Below are 23,991 nucleotides of genomic sequence, written 5' to 3'. Positions count from 1 at the left end.
TAATATTATGGCGGAACTTTGACAGCACAATTAGCAACAAATCGATATATTCAAAGCCTCCCAAAGTATTTAACACTTTGTGAGCATAACTATGTGCGACTATTAAAGTTGTTACCGAGCGAGCGCAATATAGGAAGCATTCGTGAAGTAAAACTTGGCAACAGTGAATTTGCTACAAAAATTGATGGCAGCGCAAAATACACTATGGATATTTCAATTAAGCAGCTAACAGGAATGGTTAAAGGGATAGCGCCGCTGTATTTAACGGCTCGCTTGTATCACGATGCGAAAGTAGCTGAAATTATTCATCACGATTATCATCAACGCATAAAACCATCGTACGGATACCCCAACCCTAAAATGCATCAAAAAGATGAAAAGTATCAACTTAATGCTTTTTTATACGACTGGTTAGTGGCCTGTGTAGAGCACGGGCAAGCAACATTAAATTGGGATGTAAATAATGGCTTGGTTTGATGATGCATATACATTTGATAAATCATCTTTGTGCATTGCGCATATTACCGACAGCCATTTATTTGCAGATAAAAATGGTGAATATTTTAATGTAAATACTGCAGCCCATTTTGAACAAGCTTTGGCACACATCGCTGAGCAGCCTGTAGATTGCGTAATTTTTGGTGGTGATTTAACACAAGACCATAGTTTCGAATCGTACTTATTATTTAGTGAACTTGTAAATGCTAGTGACATCACTTGCCCTGTATTTTGGGTGCCAGGTAATCATGATGAACTAGCAATGCTTAGCCGAATAAGTGGCGGGCAAATAAATTCGGCTAAACATATTATTGCTAACGGGGTTGAGCTACTTCTTATTAATTCTAAAGGGCCTACACCCGCAGGATGGGTTACTGGCGCGCATTTAGATGAAATAACTGATGCTTTAGTCAACTCGAATAATAGTAAAGTTATCTTTTGTCATCATAATCCACTGCCAATAAATGGCTATCTTGATAAGCACTTATTAGAAAATGGTCCACAGCTTTTAAATATTTTAGTTAATAGTAATAATGTATCTGCGCTTTTTCATGGTCATGTACACTACGACTATGAACAAAATTTTAGAGGCTTGCCTATATATGCAAGTCCTGCCAGTTCAGTACAGTTTGTAAAATACACTCCAAAGTGGGAGCAAAAAAATGCGGGGCCTGCTTACAGAATGCTAAATCTAAAGAGTACAAAAGATAAAGTTGAAGTAAAAACGGAAGTGGTATGGCTAAGCGCGTAATTTATATTCACGGCTTTAATAGTTCACAAAAATCATATAAAGCTGTGCGCTTTGGTGAGCTTATGGCAAACTATGACGTTGATTATTGTGTACCGAACTTAAACCACGAGCCCCTACAAGCTATAATTGAGCTTGAGCAATTGCTAACGCCAGATACCGTTTTATTAGGTAGCTCGTTAGGTGGTTTTTTTGCCACGTATTTATCGCAGCGTTATCAAATTCCTGCAGTGGTTATTAATCCCGCGGTCGCACCCTATAATTTATTACAGTCGTTACTTGGGCCTAATTATAATCCGTATCAAGATTATCATTACGATTTAAATAACAGTCATATTGAGGCGCTGAAATTACTCACTGTAGATAAATTAGCACATCCTGAGTTACTGTATTTATTACAGCAAACAGGCGATGAAGTGTTGAACTTTCAACACGCAGTAAAATATTATTCGCAATGCAAGCAATTGATAGAGTTTGGTGGCGATCATAGCTACGTTAAATTTGAACGCACCTTTGCAAGTATTGTAGATTTTCTTAAAATCACGTAAAACTAGTTAGCCTGAACTGAGGTTAGTTACTATATTAACGCTTTAGCGCATATAACAATAAAACTAGTAAACGTATTAGAGCCTTAGCGGATATAAAGACAAAAACTATGAGTGATCAAAATTATAACGCCGAAGCCATTGAAGTACTTAATGGATTAGATCCGGTAAAACGACGCCCAGGGATGTACACCGATACCGTACGCCCAAACCATTTAGGCCAAGAGGTTATCGATAACAGTGTCGATGAAGCTATGGCGGGTCATGCCACTCGTATCGACGTAATACTCCACGAAGATAACTCGCTCGAAGTGAGCGATGACGGACGTGGTATGCCTATTGATATTCACCCAGAGGAAGGTATCCCAGGGGTTGAACTAATCTTCACTAAGTTACACGCCGGTGGTAAGTTTTCTAATAAAAACTACCAATTTTCGGGTGGTTTACACGGTGTAGGTATTTCTGTAGTAAATGCGTTATCTACACGTGTAGAAGTAACGGTAAGGCGCGACGCTCAACAATTTAGAATGGCCTTTGAAAACGGCGACAAGGTAGAAGACTTGAGCGTAATTGGTACTGTTGGTAAGCGCAATACAGGTACCACCGTTCGTTTTTGGGCTGACGTTAGCTATTTTGATTCTCCAAACTACTCAATTACCAAGCTTAATCATTTATTAAAAGCCAAAGCGGTTTTATGCCCAGGACTGCGTATTAAGTTTGTTAATAAGCAAACGAAAGAAACCAAAGAATGGTTTTACGAAACTGGCTTAAAAGATTACCTAATTGAAGCCGTTAAAGGGTTTGAAACATTACCGCAAGACCCATTTGTAGGTGAATTTAAAAGCTCAATTGAAGGCGCTGATTGGGCTGTTGTATGGCTACCTGAAGGTGGCGAATCAATAGCGGAAAGCTACGTAAACTTAATTCCTACCGCGCAAGGTGGTACACATGTAAATGGTCTGCGCCAAGGCTTGCTTGAAGCAATGCGAGAGTTTTGTGAGTTTAGAAATTTACTACCTCGTGGCGTAAAGCTAACACCAGATGATATTTGGGAGCGTTGTAGTTACGTATTGTCGGTTAAAATGCAAGACCCACAATTTGCAGGGCAAACCAAAGAAAAACTTTCATCGCGCTCATGTGCCGCATTTGTATCGGGAGTTGTAAAAGATTCGTTTAGTTTATGGCTAAATGAGCATACCGATACCGCAGAATTATTAGCTGAACTATGCATTTCAAACGCGCAAAGCCGGTTGCGCGCAGCTAAAAAAGTCGTACGTAAACGAGTTACTGCAGGTCCTGCATTACCAGGTAAATTGACCGATTGTAGTGCTGCCGATAATGACCGAACCGAGCTGTTCTTAGTGGAAGGTGATTCTGCTGGTGGTTCTGCTAAACAAGCGCGAGACCGTGAATTTCAGGCAATTATGCCGCTACGTGGTAAAATTTTAAATACTTGGGAAGTAGAGTCGGGGCAAATACTAGCATCACAAGAAGTACACGATATTTCAGTGGCACTGGGTATTGACCCAGAATCAACAGATATGTCGGGACTGCGTTACAATAAGATTTGTATACTGGCCGATGCTGACTCGGATGGATTACACATTGCAACATTGTTATGTGCACTGTTTGTTCGTCATTTTCCAGAGTTAGTAAAAACAGGGCATGTGTATGTTGCAATGCCGCCATTATTTAGAATAGATATTGGCAAAGAAGTTTATTATGCCCTAGATGAAGAAGAGAAAACCGCTATTTTAGCGCGCATAGAAGCCGAGAAAAAACGCGGAAAAGTAAACGTACAACGATTCAAAGGTCTGGGTGAAATGAATCCGTTACAGCTTCGTGAAACCACGATGGATCCTAATACACGACGCTTAGTGCAGCTTACGCTTGATGAAGAAGTAGAAACCATGGAAATGATGGATATGCTACTTGCTAAAAAACGATCGCCTGATCGTCGTCAATGGTTAGAAGATCATGGTAACAAGGCGCTCGTTTAATTGCTTGTGCCTAACACTAGGAGAGACGAATGAAAAAATTACTAGGAAGTTTGCTGTTACTTGGGCTGACTAGCGCTCCTGCAATGGCTAAAAATATACTTGATAAGCTCACCGTAGCACCTGGGTTTGAAATTAGTTTATTTGCAAATGATGTAGAAAATGCACGTCAAATAGCTGTTTCAAAAAAAGGTATTGTGTATGTTGGCTCTCGTAAAGCAGGCAACGTATATGCGCTTATTGATCACAATAGCGACGGCGTAGCAGATAAAAAAATTGTTGTGGCTAAAGGCTTAAACATGCCCTCTGGCATAGCAATTAAAGATGGCGATTTATATGTAGGCGAAGTGCATCGTATTATTCGCTTTAAAAATATTGATACCCAATTAAAAGATCCAAAGTTTGATGTGGTCTATAACAAACTACCGAGTAAGCGTCATCATGGTTGGAAATTTTTACGTTTTGCACCAACGGGAGAATTAATCATTCCGGTGGGTGTACCGTGTAATATTTGTGCTGAGGATGAACGTTTTGGTCGTATTTTTGCCCTTAATGTAGAAACAAAACAAATAAAAACAATAGCTAAAGGCGTTAGAAACACAGTGGGTTTTGATTTTCATCCTGCTACTCAAGCTTTATGGTTTAGTGATAACGGTCGCGACATGATGGGCGATGATATTCCGCCTGATGAGTTAAACCGTGCAACGCAAGAAGGTGAGCATTTTGGTTTTCCGTATGTTCATGCCGGCGCAATTATTGACCCTGAGTTTGGGGAAGGTAAAAACATTGCCGATTACACATCGCCAGCACTTGCACTTCCAGCGCACGTAGCGCCACTAGGTATTCATTTTTATAACGGTAAGCAATTTCCAGCAAGTTATAAGCAACAATTATTTGTTGCTGAACATGGCTCATGGAACCGTTCTAAAAAGTCAGGCTATAAAGTAGGCCTTGCAACAATCGAAGTAGGTCGCGTAACTAAATATACGCCATTTATTACTGGCTTTATGAAAGACGAAACAACATTTGGACGCCCTGTTGCATTTGCAGAATTAGGTGACGGCAGTCTGTTAGTAAGCGATGATTACGCCAATGTAATCTACCGTGTAAGCTATAAGAAAAACTAGGTAAGCTTTAATGAGTGATACAGATACCTTGCTAATGCAAGGAATTGAGCAACAAACAATGGGGCGTTTTACCGAAGACGCCTATTTAAATTATTCCATGTACGTAATCATGGATCGTGCCCTACCGCATGTAGGTGATGGCTTAAAACCAGTGCAGCGTCGTATTATTTATGCGATGAGCGAATTGGGCTTGTCGGCTAACGCTAAGTACAAAAAATCAGCCCGTACAGTGGGTGACGTACTCGGTAAGTACCATCCACACGGCGACAGTGCCTGTTACGAAGCGATGGTATTAATGGCGCAGCCGTTTTCTTATCGCTACCCTTTGGTAGATGGACAAGGAAACTGGGGTGCGGCAGATGACCCTAAATCGTTTGCAGCAATGCGTTATACTGAAGCGCGTTTATCTAAGTTTTCAGAAGTACTGCTCAAAGAGCTTGGCCAAGGCACTGTTGATTGGACACCAAACTTTGATGGCACCATGGATGAACCTGTAGTATTGCCTTCACGTTTACCGCATATTTTACTCAATGGTATAACGGGTATCGCCGTAGGTATGGCAACAGATATTCCGCCACATAACGTACGTGAAGTGGCTAGCGCATGTTGTTTATTACTTGATAAACCAAAAACAGAGCTTGAAGAATTACTTGAGCTTGTACATGCACCAGATTACCCAACAGATGCTGAAATAATTACCCCAAAAGCCGATATTCATAAAATATATAAAACCGGTCGTGGGTCTATCAAAATGCGTGCGGTTTACACCGAAGAGCATGGCGATATTGTTATTACAGCGCTGCCGCATCAATGTTCAGGTGGTAAAGTACTTGAGCAAATTGCAGCGCAAATGAACGCTAAAAAATTACCTATGATTGCTGATTTACGTGACGAGTCAGATCACGAAAATCCAACGCGTATTGTAATTATTCCGCGCTCAAACCGCATTAAAGCTGAGCCATTAATGGCGCACTTATTTGCTACCACCGATCTTGAAAAAAATTACCGCGTAAACTTAAACATGCTAGGCCTAGATGGTCGCCCGCAAGTTAAAGACTTGCGCTGTATTTTAAGTGAGTGGCTAACATTTAGACGCGAAACAGTGCGTCGTCGTTTGCAGTATCGTTTAGATAAAGTATTAGCACGTTTGCATATTTTAGAAGGTTTATTAGCCGCCTTTTTAAATATCGATGAAGTGATTGAAATCATCCGCAGCGAAGACAAACCAAAGCCTGTATTAATGGAGCGCTTTGATTTAACTGATACGCAAGCAGAAGCTATTTTAGAATTAAAACTTCGTCATTTAGCAAAACTTGAAGAGTTTAAAATTCGCGGTGAGCAAGATGAACTAGCCAAAGAGCGTGATAAATTAGCGCAAATTTTGGGCTCAGAACGTCGTATGTCGACACTGCTTAAAAAAGAAATTCAAGAAGCCGCTGAAATGTACGGTGACGATCGTCGCTCGCCAGTGATTGAGCGCTCAGAAGCGAAAGCACTTAACGAAAAAGATTTAATTCCATCAGAGTCAGTCACTGTTGTGCTATCTGATAAAGGCTGGGCACGCGTTGGTAAAGGCCATGATTTAGATGTACAAGGCTTAAATTACCGTTCAGGTGATGGCTTTAGAGCCTCGGCTCGGGGTAAGAGCAATCAACCTGCTGTATTTTTAGATTCAGCAGGGCGGGCATTTGCAACCGATGCGCACAGTCTGCCTTCGGCGCGTAGCCAAGGTGAACCAATGACAGGTCGTTTTAACTTAACACCAGGTGCTAATTTTGAGCACGTGGTAATGAGTGAAGACGAGCAAGTATTGCTTATGGCGTCAGATGCAGGTTACGGCTTTATTACTGACTTTAAAGACTTAGTGAGTAAAAATAAAAATGGTAAAGCGCTGGTAAGTGTCCCTAAGGGTGGAATATTACTTTCTCCTATTAGGGTGAACGATGTTGCTAGTGATTACTGTATGGCTATTTCTAACGAAGGTCGCATGCTTTTATTCCCGCTACGTGACTTACCAAAACTTAGCAAAGGTAAAGGGAATAAGATTATCTCTATTCCTGGAGCTAAAGTACAAGCCCGTGAAGAGTTTGTAAAAGTGCTTGCTGTTGTGCCACAAGGAAGCAGTGTTACGCTTCATGCTGGTAAGCGTAAACTAACGCTTAAACCATCTGATTTAGAGCATTATCATGGTGAGCGAGGGCGTAGGGGTAATAAACTACCGCGCGGCTTACAGCGTGTTGACGAAGCCGTTGTTGAGCTAACCCCACAAGATGATGAACCAATAGAAGCCATTAACGAAGAGTAACCAATTACTTTTTTGTATAAATAAAAACGGTCTGCATTTGCAGGCCGTTTTTGTTTTAAAGTAAAGAGCTGCACATTTCAGCGTACACTTGTGCGCTATTGACTCGTCTGTGTCACAAAATAACGCTATAATAATCATAATTGATCTTTGGAGAAACTCATTTGCTAGCTGTTATACGCGTTTTTATTATGCTGATGTTTATATTATTCAGTTGTATTTTTGGTTTATTACTTTCGATTGTAAGACCATTTCATCCCAATAATGTACATATAATAGCGGGCTGGTTTGGCTCAATGGCTAAAATGATTGGCGTTAAATTAGTTTTAATACGTCATAAAGATGCAATTGATGCAGGCCCTGCAGTTTATGTTGCTAATCATCAAAATAGCTACGACTTATTTACAGTGCCTGCAATGGTGCCTAAAAACTGCGTAAGTTTGGGGAAAAAGAGCTTAAAGTGGATCCCATTTTTCGGTCAGCTTTATTGGTTGTCGGGTAATATATTAATAGACAGATCGAATCGCTCCAAAGCAGCGGGAACTATCTCCAAAGCAGCCGAAAAAATTAAAAATAATGGCTTATCTGTATGGATGTTTCCAGAAGGCACACGAAGCTATGGAAGAGGGTTGCTACCGTTCAAAACAGGTGCTTTTCACACCGCAATGAGCGCAGATGTACCCATAATTCCGGTATGTATGAATACAACACATAAAACCATTAAGCTAAATCGTTGGGATAATGGTACAATTTACATCGAAATGTTAGCGCCTATACCGCTTGATAAAGAAATTAGCGCGCGTGAGCATGCTAAAAGCGTGCATAGCATTATGGCTGCTAAAATAACTGAATTAGATGCTCAAGTGAGAGAAAAATAATGGAAAACTGGCGTGAAATAAGTGAAGACATCGTAAGTTCACTACTAGAAGATGGATCAGATCCTGAAATACTTTATGAAGTAGAACACCATTTTGTGTGTGAAGACTTCCCTAAACTAGAGCAAGCTGCATTGGCTGCTTTTAAATTAGGCTACGATGTTGAAGAGCCAGCAGAGCTTGAGCTTGAAGATGGCAGTAAAATTTGGAGCTTTGACATTGTAGTTGAAGCTGAGCTAGACGTAGACGTTATTATGGAAGACGTTGATAAGCTAGCGCAACTAGCCGTTGAGTGCGATGTTGAATACGACGGTTGGGGTACTTACTTTCAAGAGTAATTAATTATCCAGCATTAGAAAAATAGTAAAGGCGAGCATTTAACAATGCTCGCCTTTTTTAGTTTTACCCCCTGTTTAAGCTTTAAATACACTCACTAGCCTTTATATAAATCAAAAATGTACATTACCAATTTAAATCTGGTTGTTACCAATTTAAGATTGGCCTTTAATTTATCTCTATTTTTATTTTTTATTCATACTAAATTAATATTGTCCATAATTATTGGTAAGCAGTGTTATTTATTTTTTAATACTTATGTCTGAAATTAAAATTTATTTTTAAAAATTAATTCGTTACTTAATAAAATATAATGTGTTGATTAAATTGAAAATTAAATTTGTTTTTAAGTAGTAATAAAGGTGTAAGTAATACTTATTTGCTGTACCACACTGTGTTGACATATTGGTAACAATAAATATAACCTTTATCCGCCTTCTGGTATGCTTTTTTGGTAATGTTAGTTGGTAAGTTTTATTTGCCATTTAAATTACCATTACTATTCATACACAATTAAAAACCTGTATAGCGGTAAGATCTAAGTGTTAGTGAATTTCACTAACCTAAGTAGTTAGGTTGTTTTTATGTTCAGGTTTAAAGGAATAAAGATAATGATTAACCACGAGAAATTGTTTATTTGCACTGCAATTACTGCAACCTCAGCGTTATCTCACGCTGCAACTATTAATAACCCTGGCTTTGAAAGCGGTTTTAGTAGTTGGAACGAAACTGAGCCAGCGGCTATTTCATCTGATGCATATAGCGGATCTAAATCGTTAAAAATTCAGGGAAGTCCTGCACGTGTTTATCAATTAGTAAATATTCAGCCAAACACTGAATATACGTTAAGTGCTTATGTACTTGGTAAAGGGCAGATTGGGGTTAACGACTTAAACGGTTTATTTAAAAACAAAACCTTTGATGTATCGTCTTGGACTAAGGTAACTAAAACGTTTACTTCAGCGAATACCAATTCACTGCAAGTATTTGCTAAGCATTACAATAGCTCAAGTGATGTACGCTTTGATAATTTTACATTAGTTGAGGGCAGTAATAATGGTGGTGGCACTGATGATGGTGAAGGATCTGGAGACGGTACAACGATTCCAAGCAGCATTACAAGTGGTAGTGTTTTTGATTTAGAAGGGGATAGCCCTAACCCGTTAGTTAACGATAGTACGTTAGTGTTTGTACCTTTGGAGGCACAGCATATTACGCCTAATGGGAATGGCTGGCGTCATGAGTACAAGGTAAAAGAAAGCTTGCGTGTTGCCATGACACAGTCTTACGAAGTATTTGAAGCAACTGTAAAAGTTGAAATGTCTGATGGCGGTAAAACAATTATTTCACAGCACCACGCCAGCGATACTGGGACTATTTCTAAAGTGTATGTTTCAGATACTGATGAATCAGGTTTTAACGACAGCGTAGCGGGTAATGGCATTTTTGATGTCTATGTTCGTTTGCGTAATACCAGTGGCAATGAAGAAAAATTTGCGCTAGGTACTATTACAAGCGGTGAGTCATTTAACTTGCGAGTGATAAATAATTACGGCGATGTAGATGTAAGTGCACTAGGTAATTCGTTTGGTATTCCTGTAGAAGATGATTCTGAATCTTACTTTAAGTTTGGTAACTACTTACAGTCTCAAGATCCAAATACTCTAGATAAATGCGGTGAAGCAGGTAACTCTAATTCATTCAAAAATTGCTTTGAAGATTTAGGTATTACTCAATCAAAAGTAACAATGACTAATGTTACTTATACCCGTCAAACAAACTAAGTAGTCACTTAATTATGGCCACTCAATTGAGTGGCCATAATAAATATGCGTTTTAATTTACAGCCATTTTTTATTTTTAAAATACACACCAATACTGCCAGTGAGCACAATTAAAAATATGACAAAAGCACTAAACGCATAAGGGCTCTCTGTACCAGGAATGCCTCCTACGTTTACACCTAAAAGCCCCGTTAAAAAGCCCAGTGGTAAAAAAAGTGCTGCCACTACAGACATAACATACATTCGCTGGTTTAACTGCTCAGAAACTTGGTTAGTGATTGTTTGCTGAATAATTTGCGCACGCTCAATCGAACTATCTAGCTCTTCAAGATAACGAATTAATAAGTTGGTGGTTTCATTAAGTTTTGCTTTATCGTCATCTAATAACCATAGGTAGTGGTTATTTACCATTGAGCTAAGGGCTTCTTTTTGCGGTTTTAAATAACGTTTTAAGGCAATAGTTTGGCGTCGCAATTGTGATAAGCCTTGGTTGTCAAACTTTTTACTTGGTTCATCTATTTCTTCTTCAAACTCGTCGAGTGTTTCATCTAGTGAGTCAATAACGCTTTGCATACGTGAGGTTAATTTTTGTGTAATAGAGCACACTAATTCAGAAATGTTGCATGGGCCTTTATTTTCATTTAAACAGGCGAGCGTATCTTGCACCGATAATAAACGGCGCTTACGGGTAGTAATAAGAATGTCTTCGCTAATAAATAAACGAATTGAAACCATGTCTTCAGGGCTTTGTGCTGGATTTAAATTTACACCACGTAAAAATAACATATGTCCGTTAGTCGTTGATGTAATACGCGGGCGTGTTTCATCAGCAATTAAGGACTCTAATTCGTAGTCGTTTAAATGAGGTTGTGCCTTGAGCCATTCAACAGCCTCGCTTTGGCTATAGTCCATGTGCACCCAAAGTTTTCCGTGGCTTGGTTGCCAGCTATTTAGCTCATTAGTGCTTTCAATAGGGCGAGCGCCGCCTTGTCCATCAAGTACAAGTGCATGTAGTAAACCATTAATCATAATTATTTCTCATAATAGTGTATTTTTAATACCGTTAACTATAGTGTATCTACTTAAGTATTTTAAACTTACCTTTATTTTTAATAAGTTAAGCTTAAATAGCAAAATATATGCAGAGCCTTTGGGCTGAGTAAAGTGGCATAAAGTACTATTCAGCAAGGCGTGCATTGTGTGACCAGTTGTTTAAAAAGATCAATTTAATTTACTAATCGACTAGATAAATTTATTTCGTTGGTGTTTTTTTACCTGTAGCGTATAAGTCACTTTTTTATTAAGGGCACATTTATGACAGCAAAGATCACAGTTGGTTGGCGTGAGTGGTTAAGTTTACCTGGGCTTGGTATTAACGAGATAAAAGCAAAAATTGATACTGGCGCTCGCACTTCATGTATTCATGCAATTAACATTGAAGAATACGAAGTTGACTCAGAAAAATGGGTTAAATTTACGGCCCAGCCACTGCAAGATGATGAGCAAACGCAAGTCACTTGCAATGCAAAAGTTAAAAAAATGAAGTACGTAACCAGCTCAAGTGGGCAAAAAGAACTACGTTACTTTATAGAAACTACATTGCATGCAGGCGAGCATAGCTGGCCTATCGAGCTTACTTTAACAAGCCGTGCAACAATGAAGTTTAGAATGTTATTAGGGCGTACAGCCATGGAAAATCGTATAGTCGTTGACCCGGCTTTATCTCAACTATTAGGTCGTAAGGTTTAACTATGAAAATCGGTATTTTATCTCGCAACAGAAAATTATATTCAACGCGTCGCTTAATTGAGGCGGCAGAGGCACGCGGTCACGAAGTTAAAGTGATTGATGCATTGCGCTGTTATATGAATATAAACTCTGAGCAACCAGAAATTCACTATCGCGGTGAAAACTTAAAAGAATTTGACGCAATCGTCCCGCGTATTGGTGCATCGGTTACATTTTATGGCTGTTCGGTACTTCGTCAGTTTGAAATGATGGGTGTTTACCCTGTAAATGAATCAGTCGCTATTTCTCGTTCGCGCGATAAATTACGCTCTCTTCAGTTACTTTCGCGCAAAGGCGTTGGTATGCCAGTAACAGGTTTTGCTAGCAAACCAGATGATGTAAAAGACTTACTAGAAATGGTAGGCGGTGCACCTGTTGTAATTAAATTACTTGAAGGCACACAAGGCATTGGTGTTGTACTTGCTGAAACACGCAAAGCGGCAGAAAGCGTTATTGAAGCATTTATGGGCTTAAAAGCTAATATTATGGTTCAGGAATACATTAAAGAAGCGGGTGGTGCCGATATACGTTGTTTCGTATTAGGCGATAAAGTAATAGCAGCAATGAAGCGCCAAGCACAAGAAGGTGAGTTCCGCTCTAATCTTCACCGTGGCGGTAGTGCTACATTAGTTCGTATTACTCCAGAAGAACGTAAAACGGCAGTAGCGGCGGCTAAATCAATGGGCTTGAACGTAGCGGGAGTTGATTTACTTCGCTCATCTCGTGGACCACTTGTGATGGAAGTGAACTCATCACCAGGTTTAGAGGGCATTGAAATAGCAACAGGTAAAGACATTGCAGGCATGGTGATTGATTTCATCGAAAAAAATGCTTCAAGTAAAGGAACAGCAACACGTGGCAAAGGTTAAAATTAACCGTCCTTTTTCCTTATTAGGAGAGAGTGTAGGCGTAGGCGAGCGTAAAACGCTTGCCTTAGAAGCAGCTAAGCTTTACACCCATTCACCACTTAATATTCCTATTGAAGTGGTTAATGGTGTAATGGAAGGCCCTGTGCTTATGGTGTGTGCGGCTATTCATGGTGATGAGCTAAATGGTGTAGAAGTTGTGCGTCAGTTACTTGCTAAAATAGATCCAAGCCAACTGCGTGGAACAATAATCGCTGTGCCTATTGTGAATGTGTTTGGCTTTATTCACAAATCGCGTTATTTACCAGATAGACGCGATATGAATCGCAGCTTCCCAGGTTCTGAACGTGGTTCATTAGCTGGGCGTATGGCTTATATGTTTTTTAATCAAGTGGCAGTACATTGTACTCACATTATTGATTTGCATACTGGCGCTATTCATCGTACTAATTTGCCGCAAATTCGCGCTAATTTAGAAGATGAAGCAACCGCTGAAATGGCTAAAGCATTTGGTACGCCGGCGGTTATAAATGCATCCCTTCGTAATGGTTCATTACGCAGTGAAGCCGCAAATTTAGGTATACCTGTTATTACTTATGAAGCAGGCGAAGCGCTACGCTTTGACCCTATCGCTATTGCGGCAGGTGTGCAGGGCGTTGATTATGTTATGCGCCATTTAAAAATGATCCGTGGCAAGCGCCCTAAAAAGTTACCAGATCCTATTATTGCAGGTTCGACTAGTTGGATACGTGCAGAGGTTGATGGCATTGTGCGTGCACAAGTATCACTAGGGGAGCATGTAACTAAAGGGCAAGTGCTTGCATATATAAGTAGCCCTCTAGGGGATTCTGAGCTTGAGCTTTTAGCGCCTAAAGGCGGTATTGTTATTGGTCAGCAAACGATGCCATTGGTAAATGAAGGTGATGCGGTATTCCACCTTGCTTACTTTGCAAATGACAATAGTTTAGTAGAGCAGCAACTAGAGAACTTTATTGATGAGATAAATGATTTAGATGACGAGCTTAAAACAGCTGAACTAAATAACTAATAGCTAAACTAAATTGTGGTTAGTTAAGCATTAAAAAGCCGCAGTAGGTATTTTGACTACTGCGGCTTTTTTGTGAATATGATTTTTTAAACTATGTTTTTTTAGGACCAATAATACGCTTTATAACAGGGGGTTTAGTTGGCTTTGGTTCTTTATTTAAAACCATGACAGGACGGGTCACAAATAAATTGTTAGGGTAAATTACACGGTGCCCATCAATATGTTCAAGTACTACATTCATTAAGCCCATTTCAACAATGCGCCCTTCAACATGATTTGCACCATCAATAATTCGTACCCAATAACCAACGCGGCAATCGTTTTGAATAAACATCAGTAAAAATGCGGTGAGGTTACTCAATAATGACCAGGCGGCAAAAAGTGCTACCCCTAACATGGCAAATAAAGAAGAGCCTAAAACCAATAAGCCACGCAGCTCTATACCCCAAAATACTAAAACTAAACACAGCACGACAAAGGCGAGTATAATTTTTAGTAAGAGCTCTGCACGATATTTTCGGTGTAAATCTACTTTGCCTTTAATTGCTTTTTCGAGTAATTTTTTGGTTATTTTTAATAGAAGAGGGAAAACCAAAATAGCGATTATAGTTACAACTAACTTATATTGTGATGCAAACAATTCTAAAACTTCTATTATTTCCACATTAGGTCCTGAACTTTCATAACAATTTAATGCAATTGGTATTAGTTTAACGTGTTTGTATTATTTAAAAAGTGTTTTTAACGCTTACTAGCCACTGGACTGAGTCTACATCGTCGTAGCTATCAACAGGGGCGGCAATATCAATGTGGATCATGGTTCCTGAGTTTGCGCGACTCGGTGCCAAACGCAGACCAACGCCTACATTTTTCAATACATGTGCATTTTCACCGTTATCTTCATCGTTAAACCATGCTCTGCCTACATCTACAAAAGCTGCGCCACCCACTTTAAATAGTTGTAGTAAATCGTACTCCCAGTAATAGCGCTTTTCTAGATTAACTAAAAAGCTGCGATCGCCATGTTGATAATCCATCGGGTAACCACGCAGGCCTGTTTCGCCACCTAAAGTAAGCTGTTGATCAGCAGTCAGGTTTTTGGCGTATTGCACGCGGGCTTTAACATACCAAGATTGGTCTTCACTGGTATTTAAATAGTATTGTACTTGGCTGGTGGCCATAAAGTTTTCGAGTTTTTTCTGTTCTTTATTCCAATAGCCATCAATATCAGCACTAAAACGCCATAAGGTATTATCGTTAGTAAAGTGGGCTTTTTTAAAGTTAAAAGAATACACCGCGCGGCTGTCGTCATTACTTAATGACTCATCTGAATAGCCAATTAAGCTTTTAATATTCCAACCTAAATTTAAATCCTCAGTGCGAGATATACTGTCAAAATTGCGTACTTTTATGTAGTTATCTTCAAACCAATGGCCGCTTATAAAGGGGTAACTTAAACTTCTGTCATCGGCAAGTGGTGCAAATGTGGTGTCTATAGCTTCAAAGGTATGCTGCTCGTCGGTATAGCCTAACGTTAGTCGCTGGGTCCAATTATTATTAAGCGCTTTAGAGTGTCCTATAAATACACGGTTTAAATCGGTAGTTTGATCAAATTCGCTAAACTCTTCGCCGCGTTTATATAGTGACTCTTCGCGCTGCTCAGAATAGCTTAAAATACCGTAACTAAAGGGGGTGTCAATTGCGTAAAATGGATAGGTTAGCTCAAGCAAATGGCGCTTGCCGTCGCTGTTATCGGCGTACTCTAAACGGCCTCGGTAGCGAGTAGATAAAATATTAGGATCGTCGTAAACAAATAAGTAACCGCTGCGATCGCTGTCAGTGGTGCGCGAAAAAGAAAGGCGCTTACCCCACCCAAGCAGGTTTGATTCTCTAAAACCTATACTCGATTTGTTTTCTCCACCGCTCCGACTAAAGTTCACTTCAGGTAAAAGTGTCCATAAATCACGGGTAACCACTTCTACATTAACGTCGCCGTCGCAGTTTTCGGTAGCACTAATTTGTGCATCATATAAGTAGCTCTCTTTACGAAGTAAACGCTCAGATTCTGCGAGCTTTTTAGCGTCGTACTTGTCACCTGGGGAGAATAATAAAAGGTTATTAATGACATCAGGCTCTGTTTGGATGTGAGCGCGATTAGCAAAACGGAATAGGGCAATATTTTCCTCTTCAAGCTCAGTATTAAATACATTAAGTTGCTTGAGCTTTATTGAGGCTATTTTAGCGTTACTATTACTGTGCGTGAGGGTTGTTTTGTCTTGAACTTCTCGGCGTAGGTTTTTATTTGTGCTTAAATCTGTCTGTTCTACAAGGCAGTTATCAGTTTTCATTGAAGATTGTTGTGCGAACGTATTAGGCACATAAAAGCTTAAAACCGTTAAACTAATACAACATTGTGCTATCCATTTCTTGCTCACCATTAAACCTCTTACTGCTACGTAGCAAATGACTATCGTAATATCAGCTTACATCATTGTTATTATAATGTAAGTAAAAGGTATGGATTTTGAAATTAATTAATTATTACCCATATTCACTTTTGTTAATAGCCAGCTGGTTTGCAGCGACCTATGCGCTAGGCATTAAAAGCTAGCTTAAATAAAATGCTAAAGCGGCGAGTAAGTGTTCAGCTTCATGACCTTCGGCATTAATCCAGATGCTTTGGCTGTAATGCTCATAGTTTAAATTAAAGGTTTGATGATTATAGGTAAAGCGAACTTGATGGCGATCGGCGCCTGCAGAATATTCGTTGAGTGTTACTTCGTCTGAGTGTAAAAATAATGTACTCCACAGCTCAAAGTCTTCATCGTTTGGTAGCTCAATGGGATTAATCAAAATACATTTGTGTGTATGGTCATATTCTATTTGGGTCATAATGCTCTTAATTAGTAGCTAGGTAATGTCGAATTGCCGTTAAAAATTCGCCGCCATACTTATTTAACTTAGTAAAACCAACACCTGAGACCTTTAAAAATTCACTGTCGTTTGTTGGCATAAGCTGCGCCATTTCGGCTAACGTTTTATCATTAAATACTACATAAGGTGGCACATCGTCGGCATCAGCAAGTTCTTTACGAAGTGCGCGCAGGCGAGCAAAGAGTTTTTTGTCGTAATTAAATTGCGCTAACTTATCTTGATAAACGTGTTTGGCTTGCAGGCGTGGCTCGGCTAATTGCAGTGCGTATTCACCTTTTAAAATTACACGCGCGGCTTCTGTTAATCTAAGTGACGCACCTTGTGTTATATCTTGGCTAAGTAAGCCTTGATGAATAAGTTGGCGTAAAATACTGAGCCAAAACTCACTGCTTTTATCTTTACCTATGCCGTAGGTACTTAACTCATGATGATTATTATCGCGGATGCGGCTCGTGTTTGCACCGCGAAGTAATTCAACAATATAACCAAGTCCAAAACGTTGTCCCGCTCTGTACACACACGAAAGTGCTTGCTGAGCGACTAACGTACCATCAAAGCTTTTTGGCGGATTTAAGCAAATATCGCAGTTGCCACAAGGTTCGCGTTGATATTCACTAAAGTAGTTAAGTAATATTTGACGACGACATGTTTGCGCTTCGGCAAAGCTTGCCATTGCGTTAAAGCGTTGTTCTTCTACGCGGCGGCGTTGCTCGTCGTCTATGTCTTCAAAAAAGCGCCTTACGCGACCAATATCTGCTGGGTCAAAATACATTATAGCTTCTGCGGCAAGTCCATCTCGCCCAGCTCGACCTGTTTCTTGATAGTACGACTCTATACTTTTTGGAATATCGTAATGCAGCACAAAACGCACATTAGGCTTGTTTATGCCCATGCCAAAAGCAACGGTTGCGACCACTATTTGTATATCGTCACGGGCAAACCCGGTTTGTACAAATTGACGTTGCTCGTTACTCATACCAGCATGATAAGCGGCAGCGTTTAGTCCTGCATCTGCAAGCTTTTCAGCAATGTCGTCTACGCGTTTACGGCTGGTGCAATAAATAATACCGCTTTGGCTTTTTTGCTCCTTTAGGTAGCGAAGCAATTGCACCATAGGTTTAAATTTTTCTTCTATGGTGTAACGAATATTAGGGCGATCAAAGCTGCCAGTATGAATATAAGGCTGTTGTAGTTTTAATTGCTCAACTATATCAAACCGTGTGGCTTTATCGGCGGTGGCGGTTAATGCCATCATTGGGACATGTGCAAAACGTTGCTTTAATTCGTTTAAGCGAAAGTAATGAGGTCTAAAGTCATGACCCCAATGCGACACACAGTGCGCTTCGTCAATGGCAAATAAACTCACATTTAAATGCGATAAACGCTCTAAAAATTCGTGTTGTAATACTTTTTCAGGCGCCACATATAAGAGCTTAATTTGCCCCTGATGAAGCTGTTGATACACCAATTGCTGTTCTTCTCGTGCTAAGCTGTTATTAACGTAAGCGGCTTTTACCCCAAGAGCTTGCAGTTGCGTTACCTGATCTTGCATTAGCGATATAAGCGGAGATATAACAATAGTTACGCCTTCGAGTACTAAAGCAGGGATTTGGTAGCACACCGATTTTCCGCCGCCAGTAGGAAGTAATACAAGCGAATCTTGGCCGTTAATAGCGGCATCAATAACTGCTTTTTGACCGTCGCGAAATTCACTGTAGCCAAACACTTGTTTGAGGACAGTTTCGGGTTTACGCACAAGGGTGCTAGAAGGTGGAGTTGATGTATTCATTGGCGGGTATTTTAGTGGTTTTTTAGTGAGATGTCTTTAGCTGAGTTACTTGATAAATTATTTAAGTGGAGTCTCGTAGTTTTACACTATGTATGTTTTACTCATCTTACCTGTTTTGACATAGAGAATAATAATGAATAAAGAAATGTTAATTGAACAAGTGGGCGCGTTATTTGTAAATGGCATGCCGTTTAACCAGTTTTTACAAATATCGGTTGAGTCGTTAAGCCCTGAACAGGCCAAAATTACGTTCCCGTGGCAGGATGTACTAATTGGTAACCCTGCGCAAAAAATACTCCATGGTGGTGTTATTTCAGCCGTACTTGATAATGTAGGCGGTATGCTCGCTGCAGCAAGTGTAATTGATAAACTCACCGATTTAGATATTACAAGCGTGCAAACAAAATTAGCCACGCTTGGGACTATCGACTTACGTACTGATTATTTGCGCCCTGGTAAAGGAGAGAGCTTTACTGCCAGCGCAACACTTATTCGTTCAGGTAATAAAGTATGTGTATGCAGAATGGAATTACATAACGAACAGTCTGTTCAAATTGCTTTTGGAACCGGCACGTATTTAGTTGGATAAAACGCGTATGGCAAGTAAACTAGCGGCCTTTTAAATCACTAAGTGTTTATTATGTCGATTGATACTGAGCAGCGTAAAGGTGCTATTTTTGCTTGTCTTGCTTTTTTAATGTGGGGCCTTGCGCCAATATACTTTAAGTTAATTCAGCATGTTTCTGCTTTTGAAATTTTAATGCATCGGGTTATTTGGTCGGTTGTGTTTTTAGTATTGGTAGTAAGTGTTTTACGGTATTGGGGTAAAATTAAACGCATTATCGTTCAACCTAAGCTTTTGCTTATGCTTGTTATAACCTCTGCACTGCTTGGGTTTAATTGGGGTTTATTTATATGGGCTATAAATAATAACCACATGCTTGATGCAAGCTTGGGCTATTACATAAATCCTCTTTTAAATGTATTACTGGGTATGCTTTTTTTAGGCGAACGCCTGCGTAAATTCCAAGGCGTAGCAGTAGCCCTTGCCTTTAGCGGTGTAGTGCTGCAGCTAATTAGTTTTGGCTCGTTTCCGGTAGTTGCCTTTTCACTGGCTATATCATTTGCACTTTATGGTTTATTACGTAAAAAGTTACCGGTTGAAGCCTTGCCTGGCATTTTACTCGAAGCACTTATATTACTGCCTGTCGCACTTATTTACTGGTGGTTAATGGTGCCTACAGCAACATCAAGCCTGCCAGCTAATGATTGGCATACTAATGTACTACTGATTAGTGCAGGTATTGTAACTACATTACCACTGCTGTGTTTTACCGGTGCAGCTAAGCGTTTGCAATATACTACACTTGGCTTTTTTCAATACATTGGGCCAAGCTTAATGTTTATACTAGCTGTGGTGTTTTATGGTGAAGTGTTTGATGCAGAGCGTGTAGTAACATTTGCATGTATTTGGAGTGCACTGGCTATTTTTAGTTGGGACTCTTACCATCAATCACGCAAACGTAAAAAAGCGGCTATTACGGCCGCAGAAGTATAATTAACTAATAAAATGGTTAACTAACTACTTTATTACGACCAGATTCTTTAGCGTCGTAAAGCTTTAAGTCGGCCTGTTTTAAAAGTTCATCAATTTGATAAACAGGCCCGTTTGCAAAGCCAATAGAAATGGTGAATTTTATTTTAGCTTTACTAAACTCTTGGCTATTCATTTCTATAAAATACCTAAAGCCTTCAAGGCGTTTAAGGGCTTCTTGTTTATCTACATCTATAAAATAAACTGCAAACTCTTCACCACCTAAGCGCGCTACTAAGTGCTTTTTAAAGTATTTACTGAAGCAAATAGAGAGCCCTTTTAATACTTCGTCGCCAACATCGTGTCCGTATGTATCGTTAATTGATTTAAAGTGATCAATATCAAGCATCGCTAAAGCACCATCACCTTTAGCATGTTTTATTTGCTTTAATGACTTTTCAGCTTCTTCAAAAAAGTAGCGACGATTTGGTAAATTAGTCAAATAATCCGTGTTAGCTTGTCGCCTTATCGTGGCTATAAGTTCTAACATATCGACGTTTTGGCTAAGCCTGCAGTAAAACTCTTCGCTATTAAAAGGTTTGTGCAAATAATCGTTTGCGCCATTTTTTAAAAATAAGCTAGAAAGCCCTACAGAGTCAGAACCCGAAATGCCAATAATAGCTTTTTCATCATTGCTATATAAGCGGCGGATCTCGCTACATAGTTCATCGCCATTCATGTTGGGCATTTCATTATCAGTAATAATAACTGAAATATCAGGTGAAGCTTCAAGTAGGTTTAACGCTTCTTGTCCGTCTTGCGCTTCAATAATTTGATACTTATGGCGCACTAATAAACTACAAATGTATCGTCGGGTCGATTTAGAGTCGTAAACAACGAGTACTTTTACATTTTCGTTGCGAGGCAGGCGATGTAACTGTTTTTCGAGGTACTGATAAGCTTGTTTATTTTCTTTAATGATGTAATCGATGATTGGGTATTTTTCTACAGTGTCGCGAGTTTTTTTATCAATATTGCCCGTCATTACAATAGTTGGAATGTCTGCATTAATAGTACAAGGTACAGCCTCACCAGATGGGGCATCAGGTAATATGAAGTCAACTACAGCGCAAAAATAGCTATTTTTACTTATAAGCTCTTTTGTTTGCGCTAATGACTCAGCTATATCAACTTCATAACCAGCCTTAAGCGCGATGTGCTTTTGCACTCGCGCCATGGCAGGTGTATCTTCAACTATTAGTATTTTTCGCGTCACGGAACAACCCTATATATATTTTGCAAAAATATTTGCTTATACAAGTTGTAACTGTTAAAACGCAAAAAAGCAAATAACTTAAGTACTTACAGATTATCCGCTTCTGAATAATACTCTTGGCTAATCGGTGCCGGGCTCGACATTTTTGAACGGCCAAATAAAGTATGAAACTTAGTTTTGCAGGTCGTTAGTTTTAAGTATTTTACCCAAGCTCGTTCGATTGGGTTGGTAGGTTCTTGTGAGCCAGTTACGACTGCTACAAACTGTTCCTGGTGTTCGTTTTGCGGCTCAATTGTTTTACTGTATAAGCCTTTTAAAACAACTCCGTGTTGTTCAAGTATGCTGGCTTCTAATAAGGTGAAGTTTCCGCTGCGGCTAAAGCCTCGTGGAAAGTTTTGATCATCATAAAATTGACGTTGGCTAACAAATGCTTGGCGTAGTAATGAAATGTTATTGCTCATAGCTTTATCCTCATACCTTAGTAATTAGCTGGAGTATGATGCAAGTTTGGCAATTTATTAAACAAATTATTTTTATCGTGAGGATAAAAAATTGGATATCGATTTATTAAAAACATTCGTTGAGGTAGTACGTACGCGTCACTTTGGTAAAGCGGCCGAAAACCTTTATATTACGCAGTCTGCAGTGAGCTTTAGAATTCGCCAATTAGAGCAAGGGCTTGGTGTTAATTTGTTTATTCGCCAGCGTAATAACATTCAACTTACAGCACCTGGCGAGCGCTTATTACCCCATGCACAAATGATTATTACGGGCATGCAACGCGCCAAAGTGGATGTTGCGCTTGCCGATAATATGCATAAGCAAATTAGCTTAGCAGGAACGCCTAATATTTGGGATGCTTTTTTACAGTTTGGTATAACAAATATTGTATCGGCGATGCCGGGCGTGTCATTAGTCGCAGAAGTTAAAGCACAACAAGAAAGCACTCGGCTGTTATTAGAACGCACGCTTGATTTGGCAATATTGTTTGATCCACCAAAAGTAGACGAGCTAGTGGTAGAGCGAATCTGTGAGTTGCCAATCATTCCCGTAAGCGGATACGACACTGCAACGAACGAAAACTTTTTTGATAATCAGTATGTATATGTTGATTGGGGAACTACTTTCTCACTTTGGCATGCGCGTCAGTTTACCGGTAAAACACCGCCTTATTTTAGAACCAGCACAGGACGTATTGCACTTGATTTAATACTGCAATGTGGCGGCAGTGCATTTATACCTCAAGTATTGGTAGAAGGGCATTTAGAAAAAGGTGAACTGTTTCATGTTAAAGATGTAGAAAATACCTCGCGAGACGTGTTTATAGCGTATCACAGAGACAACGAGCAAAAAGAGTTAATAGAAACCTTAGTTAATTTACTATCGCAAATGACCCCAAGCTTGTCATTAAAGAAAAGTAAGTAAGTTCGGCCGTTTATTAGGCTTTCATGTTATTTTGATTTCAAATTTAATGCATTTTTATTAATAAAAAAAGACATTAATATTTCCATTGTAATATTACTGTCATTTAGCGGTGACAAAATGCAGCAGTTTTAAAAATTAGTCTTTTGTGATTATCCAAGGAAATAACATGAAATTTGTAAAATCGAGCTTATGCTTAGCACTATTAAGTGGTTTATCTTTTAATGCACTTGCCGATGTAGACATTTACGGTAAAGCGAATGTAACAGTGCAATCATCTGATGACGGCGAAGGATCTTTTACTGAGATAAAAAGTAATGCATCTCGTCTTGGTGTTAAAGGTTCTGAAAAAATAAATGATAGTTTAGAAGCGGTATATAAGTTTGAGTTTCAAGTTGATGTGTCTGATGCTGATTCAAAAGGCGATAACGACGACAATATTTCTGCGCGTAACCAATACGTTGGTTTAAAAGGTGCGTTTGGCCAAGTGGTTATTGGTCGTAACGATACTGCGCTTAAACAATCTCAAGGTAAGTTAGACTTGTTTAACGACCTTGAAGGCGATATTAAAAATGTATTTAAAGGTGAAAACCGTTTAGGGAATACTGTTAGTTATTCATCAAACTCATACGAAGGTTTTAAAGTACTTGCTACTTTTGTAGCTGAAGATGATGTAGACGCTGATAACGGTTACTCAATGGCGGTTACTTACGGTGACGTGGCACTTAAAAAGAGCGCAGTATATGCCTCTATCGCAGCCGATAGTGAAGTAAATGGCTACGATGTAGTACGCGCGTCAATCCAAGGTAAAGTTGAAAACTTTAAGTTAGGTGCAATGTACCAAACACAAGAAAAAGTTGACGGCAGCGCAGAAGCGGATGGTTATCTATTAAATGCAGCTTACAGCATGGGTAACAACACATTTAAAGTACAATACCAAGACATGGACTTTGACGACAGCGACGATAAGTCAGCAATATCAGTTGGTCTTGATCACAAATTAAATAAAAACATTAAAGTATTTGGCTTTTACTCAAGCTTCGACATGGACAACAACGTTGACCAAGACTACGTAGGCTTAGGTATGGAATACAAGTTTTAACTATTCGCTAAATTAGTTAA

At 39.4% G+C, this 23,991-nt stretch carries 23 protein-coding genes; 16 read left to right on the top strand and 7 right to left on the bottom strand.

Annotation, left to right across the window (positions count from 1 at the left end):
* Positions 1-18 precede the first annotated feature (18 nt).
* The 9 genes from RB214_RS14380 to RB214_RS14340 all read left to right on the top strand — a co-directional run bounded on the left by RB214_RS14380 (position 19) and on the right by RB214_RS14340 (position 10,212).
* On the top strand, positions 19-477 hold the full coding sequence (locus RB214_RS14380; protein ID WP_002961958.1) for a DUF1249 domain-containing protein: 459 nt from the start codon (positions 19-21) through the stop codon (positions 475-477).
* Positions 464-1,249 (top strand): metallophosphoesterase, encoded by a 786-nt coding sequence (locus RB214_RS14375; RefSeq protein ID WP_309167640.1) that lies wholly within the window; start codon positions 464-466, stop codon positions 1,247-1,249. Before RB214_RS14380 ends, RB214_RS14375 begins: the two co-directional genes overlap by 14 nt.
* Positions 1,234-1,794 carry a YqiA/YcfP family alpha/beta fold hydrolase gene (locus tag RB214_RS14370; RefSeq protein WP_165743893.1) on the top strand — a complete coding sequence of 187 codons (561 nt, stop codon included), beginning with the start codon at positions 1,234-1,236 and terminating at the stop codon, positions 1,792-1,794. Before RB214_RS14375 ends, RB214_RS14370 begins: the two co-directional genes overlap by 16 nt.
* A 107-nt stretch (positions 1,795-1,901) precedes the next feature.
* Positions 1,902-3,791, top strand: a complete 1,890-nt coding sequence (gene parE / locus RB214_RS14365; protein ID WP_165743894.1) for a DNA topoisomerase IV subunit B — start codon at positions 1,902-1,904, stop codon at positions 3,789-3,791.
* Positions 3,792-3,820: 29 nt separating this feature from the next.
* Positions 3,821-4,915, top strand: coding sequence for a PQQ-dependent sugar dehydrogenase (locus RB214_RS14360; protein ID WP_309167639.1), 1,095 nt, complete (start codon positions 3,821-3,823; stop codon positions 4,913-4,915).
* A gap of 10 nt (positions 4,916-4,925) precedes the next feature.
* A complete protein-coding gene (gene parC / locus RB214_RS14355; protein ID WP_002961963.1) occupies positions 4,926-7,220 on the top strand; it encodes a DNA topoisomerase IV subunit A in 2,295 nt (764 codons plus the stop codon).
* 161 nt (positions 7,221-7,381) lie between these two features.
* Positions 7,382-8,095 (top strand): 1-acylglycerol-3-phosphate O-acyltransferase, encoded by a 714-nt coding sequence (locus RB214_RS14350; RefSeq protein WP_002961966.1) that lies wholly within the window; start codon positions 7,382-7,384, stop codon positions 8,093-8,095.
* The gene (rraB, locus tag RB214_RS14345; protein WP_002961968.1) at positions 8,095-8,430 is read left to right on the top strand and encodes a ribonuclease E inhibitor RraB; all 336 of its coding nucleotides are present in this window, start codon (positions 8,095-8,097) and stop codon (positions 8,428-8,430) included. Before RB214_RS14350 ends, rraB begins: the two co-directional genes overlap by 1 nt.
* Before the next feature lie 609 nt (positions 8,431-9,039).
* Positions 9,040-10,212, top strand: coding sequence for a polysaccharide lyase family 7 protein (locus tag RB214_RS14340; protein ID WP_309167638.1), 1,173 nt, complete (start codon positions 9,040-9,042; stop codon positions 10,210-10,212).
* 57 nt (positions 10,213-10,269) lie between these two features.
* On the opposite strand, the gene RB214_RS14335 is transcribed toward RB214_RS14340, so the two are convergent.
* The gene (locus RB214_RS14335) at positions 10,270-11,241 is read right to left on the bottom strand and encodes a zinc transporter ZntB (RefSeq protein WP_309167637.1); all 972 of its coding nucleotides are present in this window, start codon (positions 11,239-11,241) and stop codon (positions 10,270-10,272) included.
* Positions 11,242-11,526: 285 nt separating this feature from the next.
* On the opposite strand from RB214_RS14335, the gene RB214_RS14330 reads away from it, so the two are divergent.
* The 3 genes from RB214_RS14330 to RB214_RS14320 are packed head-to-tail and all read left to right on the top strand — an operon-like array spanning position 11,527 to position 13,914.
* On the top strand, positions 11,527-11,961 hold the full coding sequence (locus RB214_RS14330; RefSeq protein WP_007585784.1) for an ATP-dependent zinc protease: 435 nt from the start codon (positions 11,527-11,529) through the stop codon (positions 11,959-11,961).
* A gap of 2 nt (positions 11,962-11,963) precedes the next feature.
* The gene (rimK, locus tag RB214_RS14325; protein WP_002961977.1) at positions 11,964-12,869 is read left to right on the top strand and encodes a 30S ribosomal protein S6--L-glutamate ligase; all 906 of its coding nucleotides are present in this window, start codon (positions 11,964-11,966) and stop codon (positions 12,867-12,869) included.
* Positions 12,856-13,914, top strand: coding sequence for a succinylglutamate desuccinylase/aspartoacylase family protein (locus tag RB214_RS14320; RefSeq protein ID WP_309167636.1), 1,059 nt, complete (start codon positions 12,856-12,858; stop codon positions 13,912-13,914). The genes rimK and RB214_RS14320 overlap by 14 nt, the downstream gene beginning before the upstream one ends.
* 91 nt (positions 13,915-14,005) lie before the next feature.
* Here the strand turns inward: RB214_RS14320 and RB214_RS14315 are convergent, their stop codons facing one another.
* The 4 genes from RB214_RS14315 to recQ form a co-directional block, all read right to left on the bottom strand.
* On the bottom strand, positions 14,006-14,578 hold the full coding sequence (locus RB214_RS14315; protein WP_024605061.1) for a mechanosensitive ion channel domain-containing protein: 573 nt from the start codon (positions 14,576-14,578) through the stop codon (positions 14,006-14,008).
* Positions 14,579-14,642: 64 nt separating this feature from the next.
* Positions 14,643-16,352, bottom strand: coding sequence for a BamA/TamA family outer membrane protein (locus RB214_RS14310; RefSeq protein ID WP_033021578.1), 1,710 nt, complete (start codon positions 16,350-16,352; stop codon positions 14,643-14,645).
* Positions 16,353-16,521: 169 nt separating this feature from the next.
* Positions 16,522-16,806 carry a DUF3630 family protein gene (locus RB214_RS14305; protein ID WP_002961372.1) on the bottom strand — a complete coding sequence of 95 codons (285 nt, stop codon included), beginning with the start codon at positions 16,804-16,806 and terminating at the stop codon, positions 16,522-16,524.
* 7 nt (positions 16,807-16,813) lie between these two features.
* Positions 16,814-18,637, bottom strand: coding sequence for a DNA helicase RecQ (gene recQ, locus RB214_RS14300; protein ID WP_024605058.1), 1,824 nt, complete (start codon positions 18,635-18,637; stop codon positions 16,814-16,816).
* Between the two features lie 133 nt (positions 18,638-18,770).
* On the opposite strand from recQ, the gene RB214_RS14295 reads away from it, so the two are divergent.
* Complete coding sequence (locus RB214_RS14295) at positions 18,771-19,226, top strand: thioesterase family protein (RefSeq protein ID WP_024596241.1); 456 nt, start codon at positions 18,771-18,773, stop codon at positions 19,224-19,226.
* Between the two features lie 51 nt (positions 19,227-19,277).
* Positions 19,278-20,195 (top strand): EamA family transporter RarD, encoded by a 918-nt coding sequence (gene rarD / locus RB214_RS14290; protein ID WP_039488332.1) that lies wholly within the window; start codon positions 19,278-19,280, stop codon positions 20,193-20,195.
* Positions 20,196-20,211: 16 nt separating this feature from the next.
* Here rarD and RB214_RS14285 read toward each other — a convergent pair whose 3' ends face one another.
* Positions 20,212-21,447, bottom strand: a complete 1,236-nt coding sequence (locus tag RB214_RS14285) for a diguanylate cyclase (protein WP_309167635.1) — start codon at positions 21,445-21,447, stop codon at positions 20,212-20,214.
* Between the two features lie 86 nt (positions 21,448-21,533).
* Positions 21,534-21,908: a DUF413 domain-containing protein gene (locus RB214_RS14280; RefSeq protein WP_024596244.1), complete on the bottom strand. Its 375-nt coding sequence runs from the start codon at positions 21,906-21,908 to the stop codon at positions 21,534-21,536.
* Positions 21,909-21,999: 91 nt separating this feature from the next.
* On the opposite strand from RB214_RS14280, the gene RB214_RS14275 reads away from it, so the two are divergent.
* Both RB214_RS14275 and RB214_RS14270 read left to right on the top strand, forming a co-directional pair.
* The gene (locus RB214_RS14275; protein WP_024596245.1) at positions 22,000-22,872 is read left to right on the top strand and encodes a LysR family transcriptional regulator; all 873 of its coding nucleotides are present in this window, start codon (positions 22,000-22,002) and stop codon (positions 22,870-22,872) included.
* Between the two features lie 166 nt (positions 22,873-23,038).
* Positions 23,039-23,971 carry a porin gene (locus RB214_RS14270; protein WP_002961381.1) on the top strand — a complete coding sequence of 311 codons (933 nt, stop codon included), beginning with the start codon at positions 23,039-23,041 and terminating at the stop codon, positions 23,969-23,971.
* The last annotated feature ends 20 nt before the right edge of the window (positions 23,972-23,991 follow it).

The organism is Pseudoalteromonas sp. HL-AS1, from assembly GCF_031198785.1.
GTDB classification, from domain to species: Bacteria; Pseudomonadota; Gammaproteobacteria; order Enterobacterales; family Alteromonadaceae; genus Pseudoalteromonas; species Pseudoalteromonas distincta.
This window is presented reverse-complemented; position numbering and strand designations above follow the sequence as displayed.

Coding starts and splice junctions, on each gene's coding strand:
- RB214_RS14305 (WP_002961372.1), bottom strand. CDS start 16,806: ATGACCCAAATAGAATATGACCATACACACAAATGTATTTTGATTAAT.
- RB214_RS14295 (WP_024596241.1), top strand. CDS start 18,771: ATGAATAAAGAAATGTTAATTGAACAAGTGGGCGCGTTATTTGTAAAT.
- RB214_RS14370 (WP_165743893.1), top strand. CDS start 1,234: ATGGCTAAGCGCGTAATTTATATTCACGGCTTTAATAGTTCACAAAAA.
- parE (WP_165743894.1), top strand. CDS start 1,902: ATGAGTGATCAAAATTATAACGCCGAAGCCATTGAAGTACTTAATGGA.
- RB214_RS14330 (WP_007585784.1), top strand. CDS start 11,527: ATGACAGCAAAGATCACAGTTGGTTGGCGTGAGTGGTTAAGTTTACCT.
- RB214_RS14280 (WP_024596244.1), bottom strand. CDS start 21,908: ATGAGCAATAACATTTCATTACTACGCCAAGCATTTGTTAGCCAACGT.
- recQ (WP_024605058.1), bottom strand. CDS start 18,637: ATGAATACATCAACTCCACCTTCTAGCACCCTTGTGCGTAAACCCGAA.
- RB214_RS14270 (WP_002961381.1), top strand. CDS start 23,039: ATGAAATTTGTAAAATCGAGCTTATGCTTAGCACTATTAAGTGGTTTA.
- rarD (WP_039488332.1), top strand. CDS start 19,278: ATGTCGATTGATACTGAGCAGCGTAAAGGTGCTATTTTTGCTTGTCTT.
- RB214_RS14335 (WP_309167637.1), bottom strand. CDS start 11,241: ATGATTAATGGTTTACTACATGCACTTGTACTTGATGGACAAGGCGGC.
- RB214_RS14310 (WP_033021578.1), bottom strand. CDS start 16,352: ATGGTGAGCAAGAAATGGATAGCACAATGTTGTATTAGTTTAACGGTT.
- RB214_RS14375 (WP_309167640.1), top strand. CDS start 464: ATGGCTTGGTTTGATGATGCATATACATTTGATAAATCATCTTTGTGC.
- RB214_RS14360 (WP_309167639.1), top strand. CDS start 3,821: ATGAAAAAATTACTAGGAAGTTTGCTGTTACTTGGGCTGACTAGCGCT.
- RB214_RS14340 (WP_309167638.1), top strand. CDS start 9,040: ATGATTAACCACGAGAAATTGTTTATTTGCACTGCAATTACTGCAACC.
- parC (WP_002961963.1), top strand. CDS start 4,926: ATGAGTGATACAGATACCTTGCTAATGCAAGGAATTGAGCAACAAACA.
- rimK (WP_002961977.1), top strand. CDS start 11,964: ATGAAAATCGGTATTTTATCTCGCAACAGAAAATTATATTCAACGCGT.
- rraB (WP_002961968.1), top strand. CDS start 8,095: ATGGAAAACTGGCGTGAAATAAGTGAAGACATCGTAAGTTCACTACTA.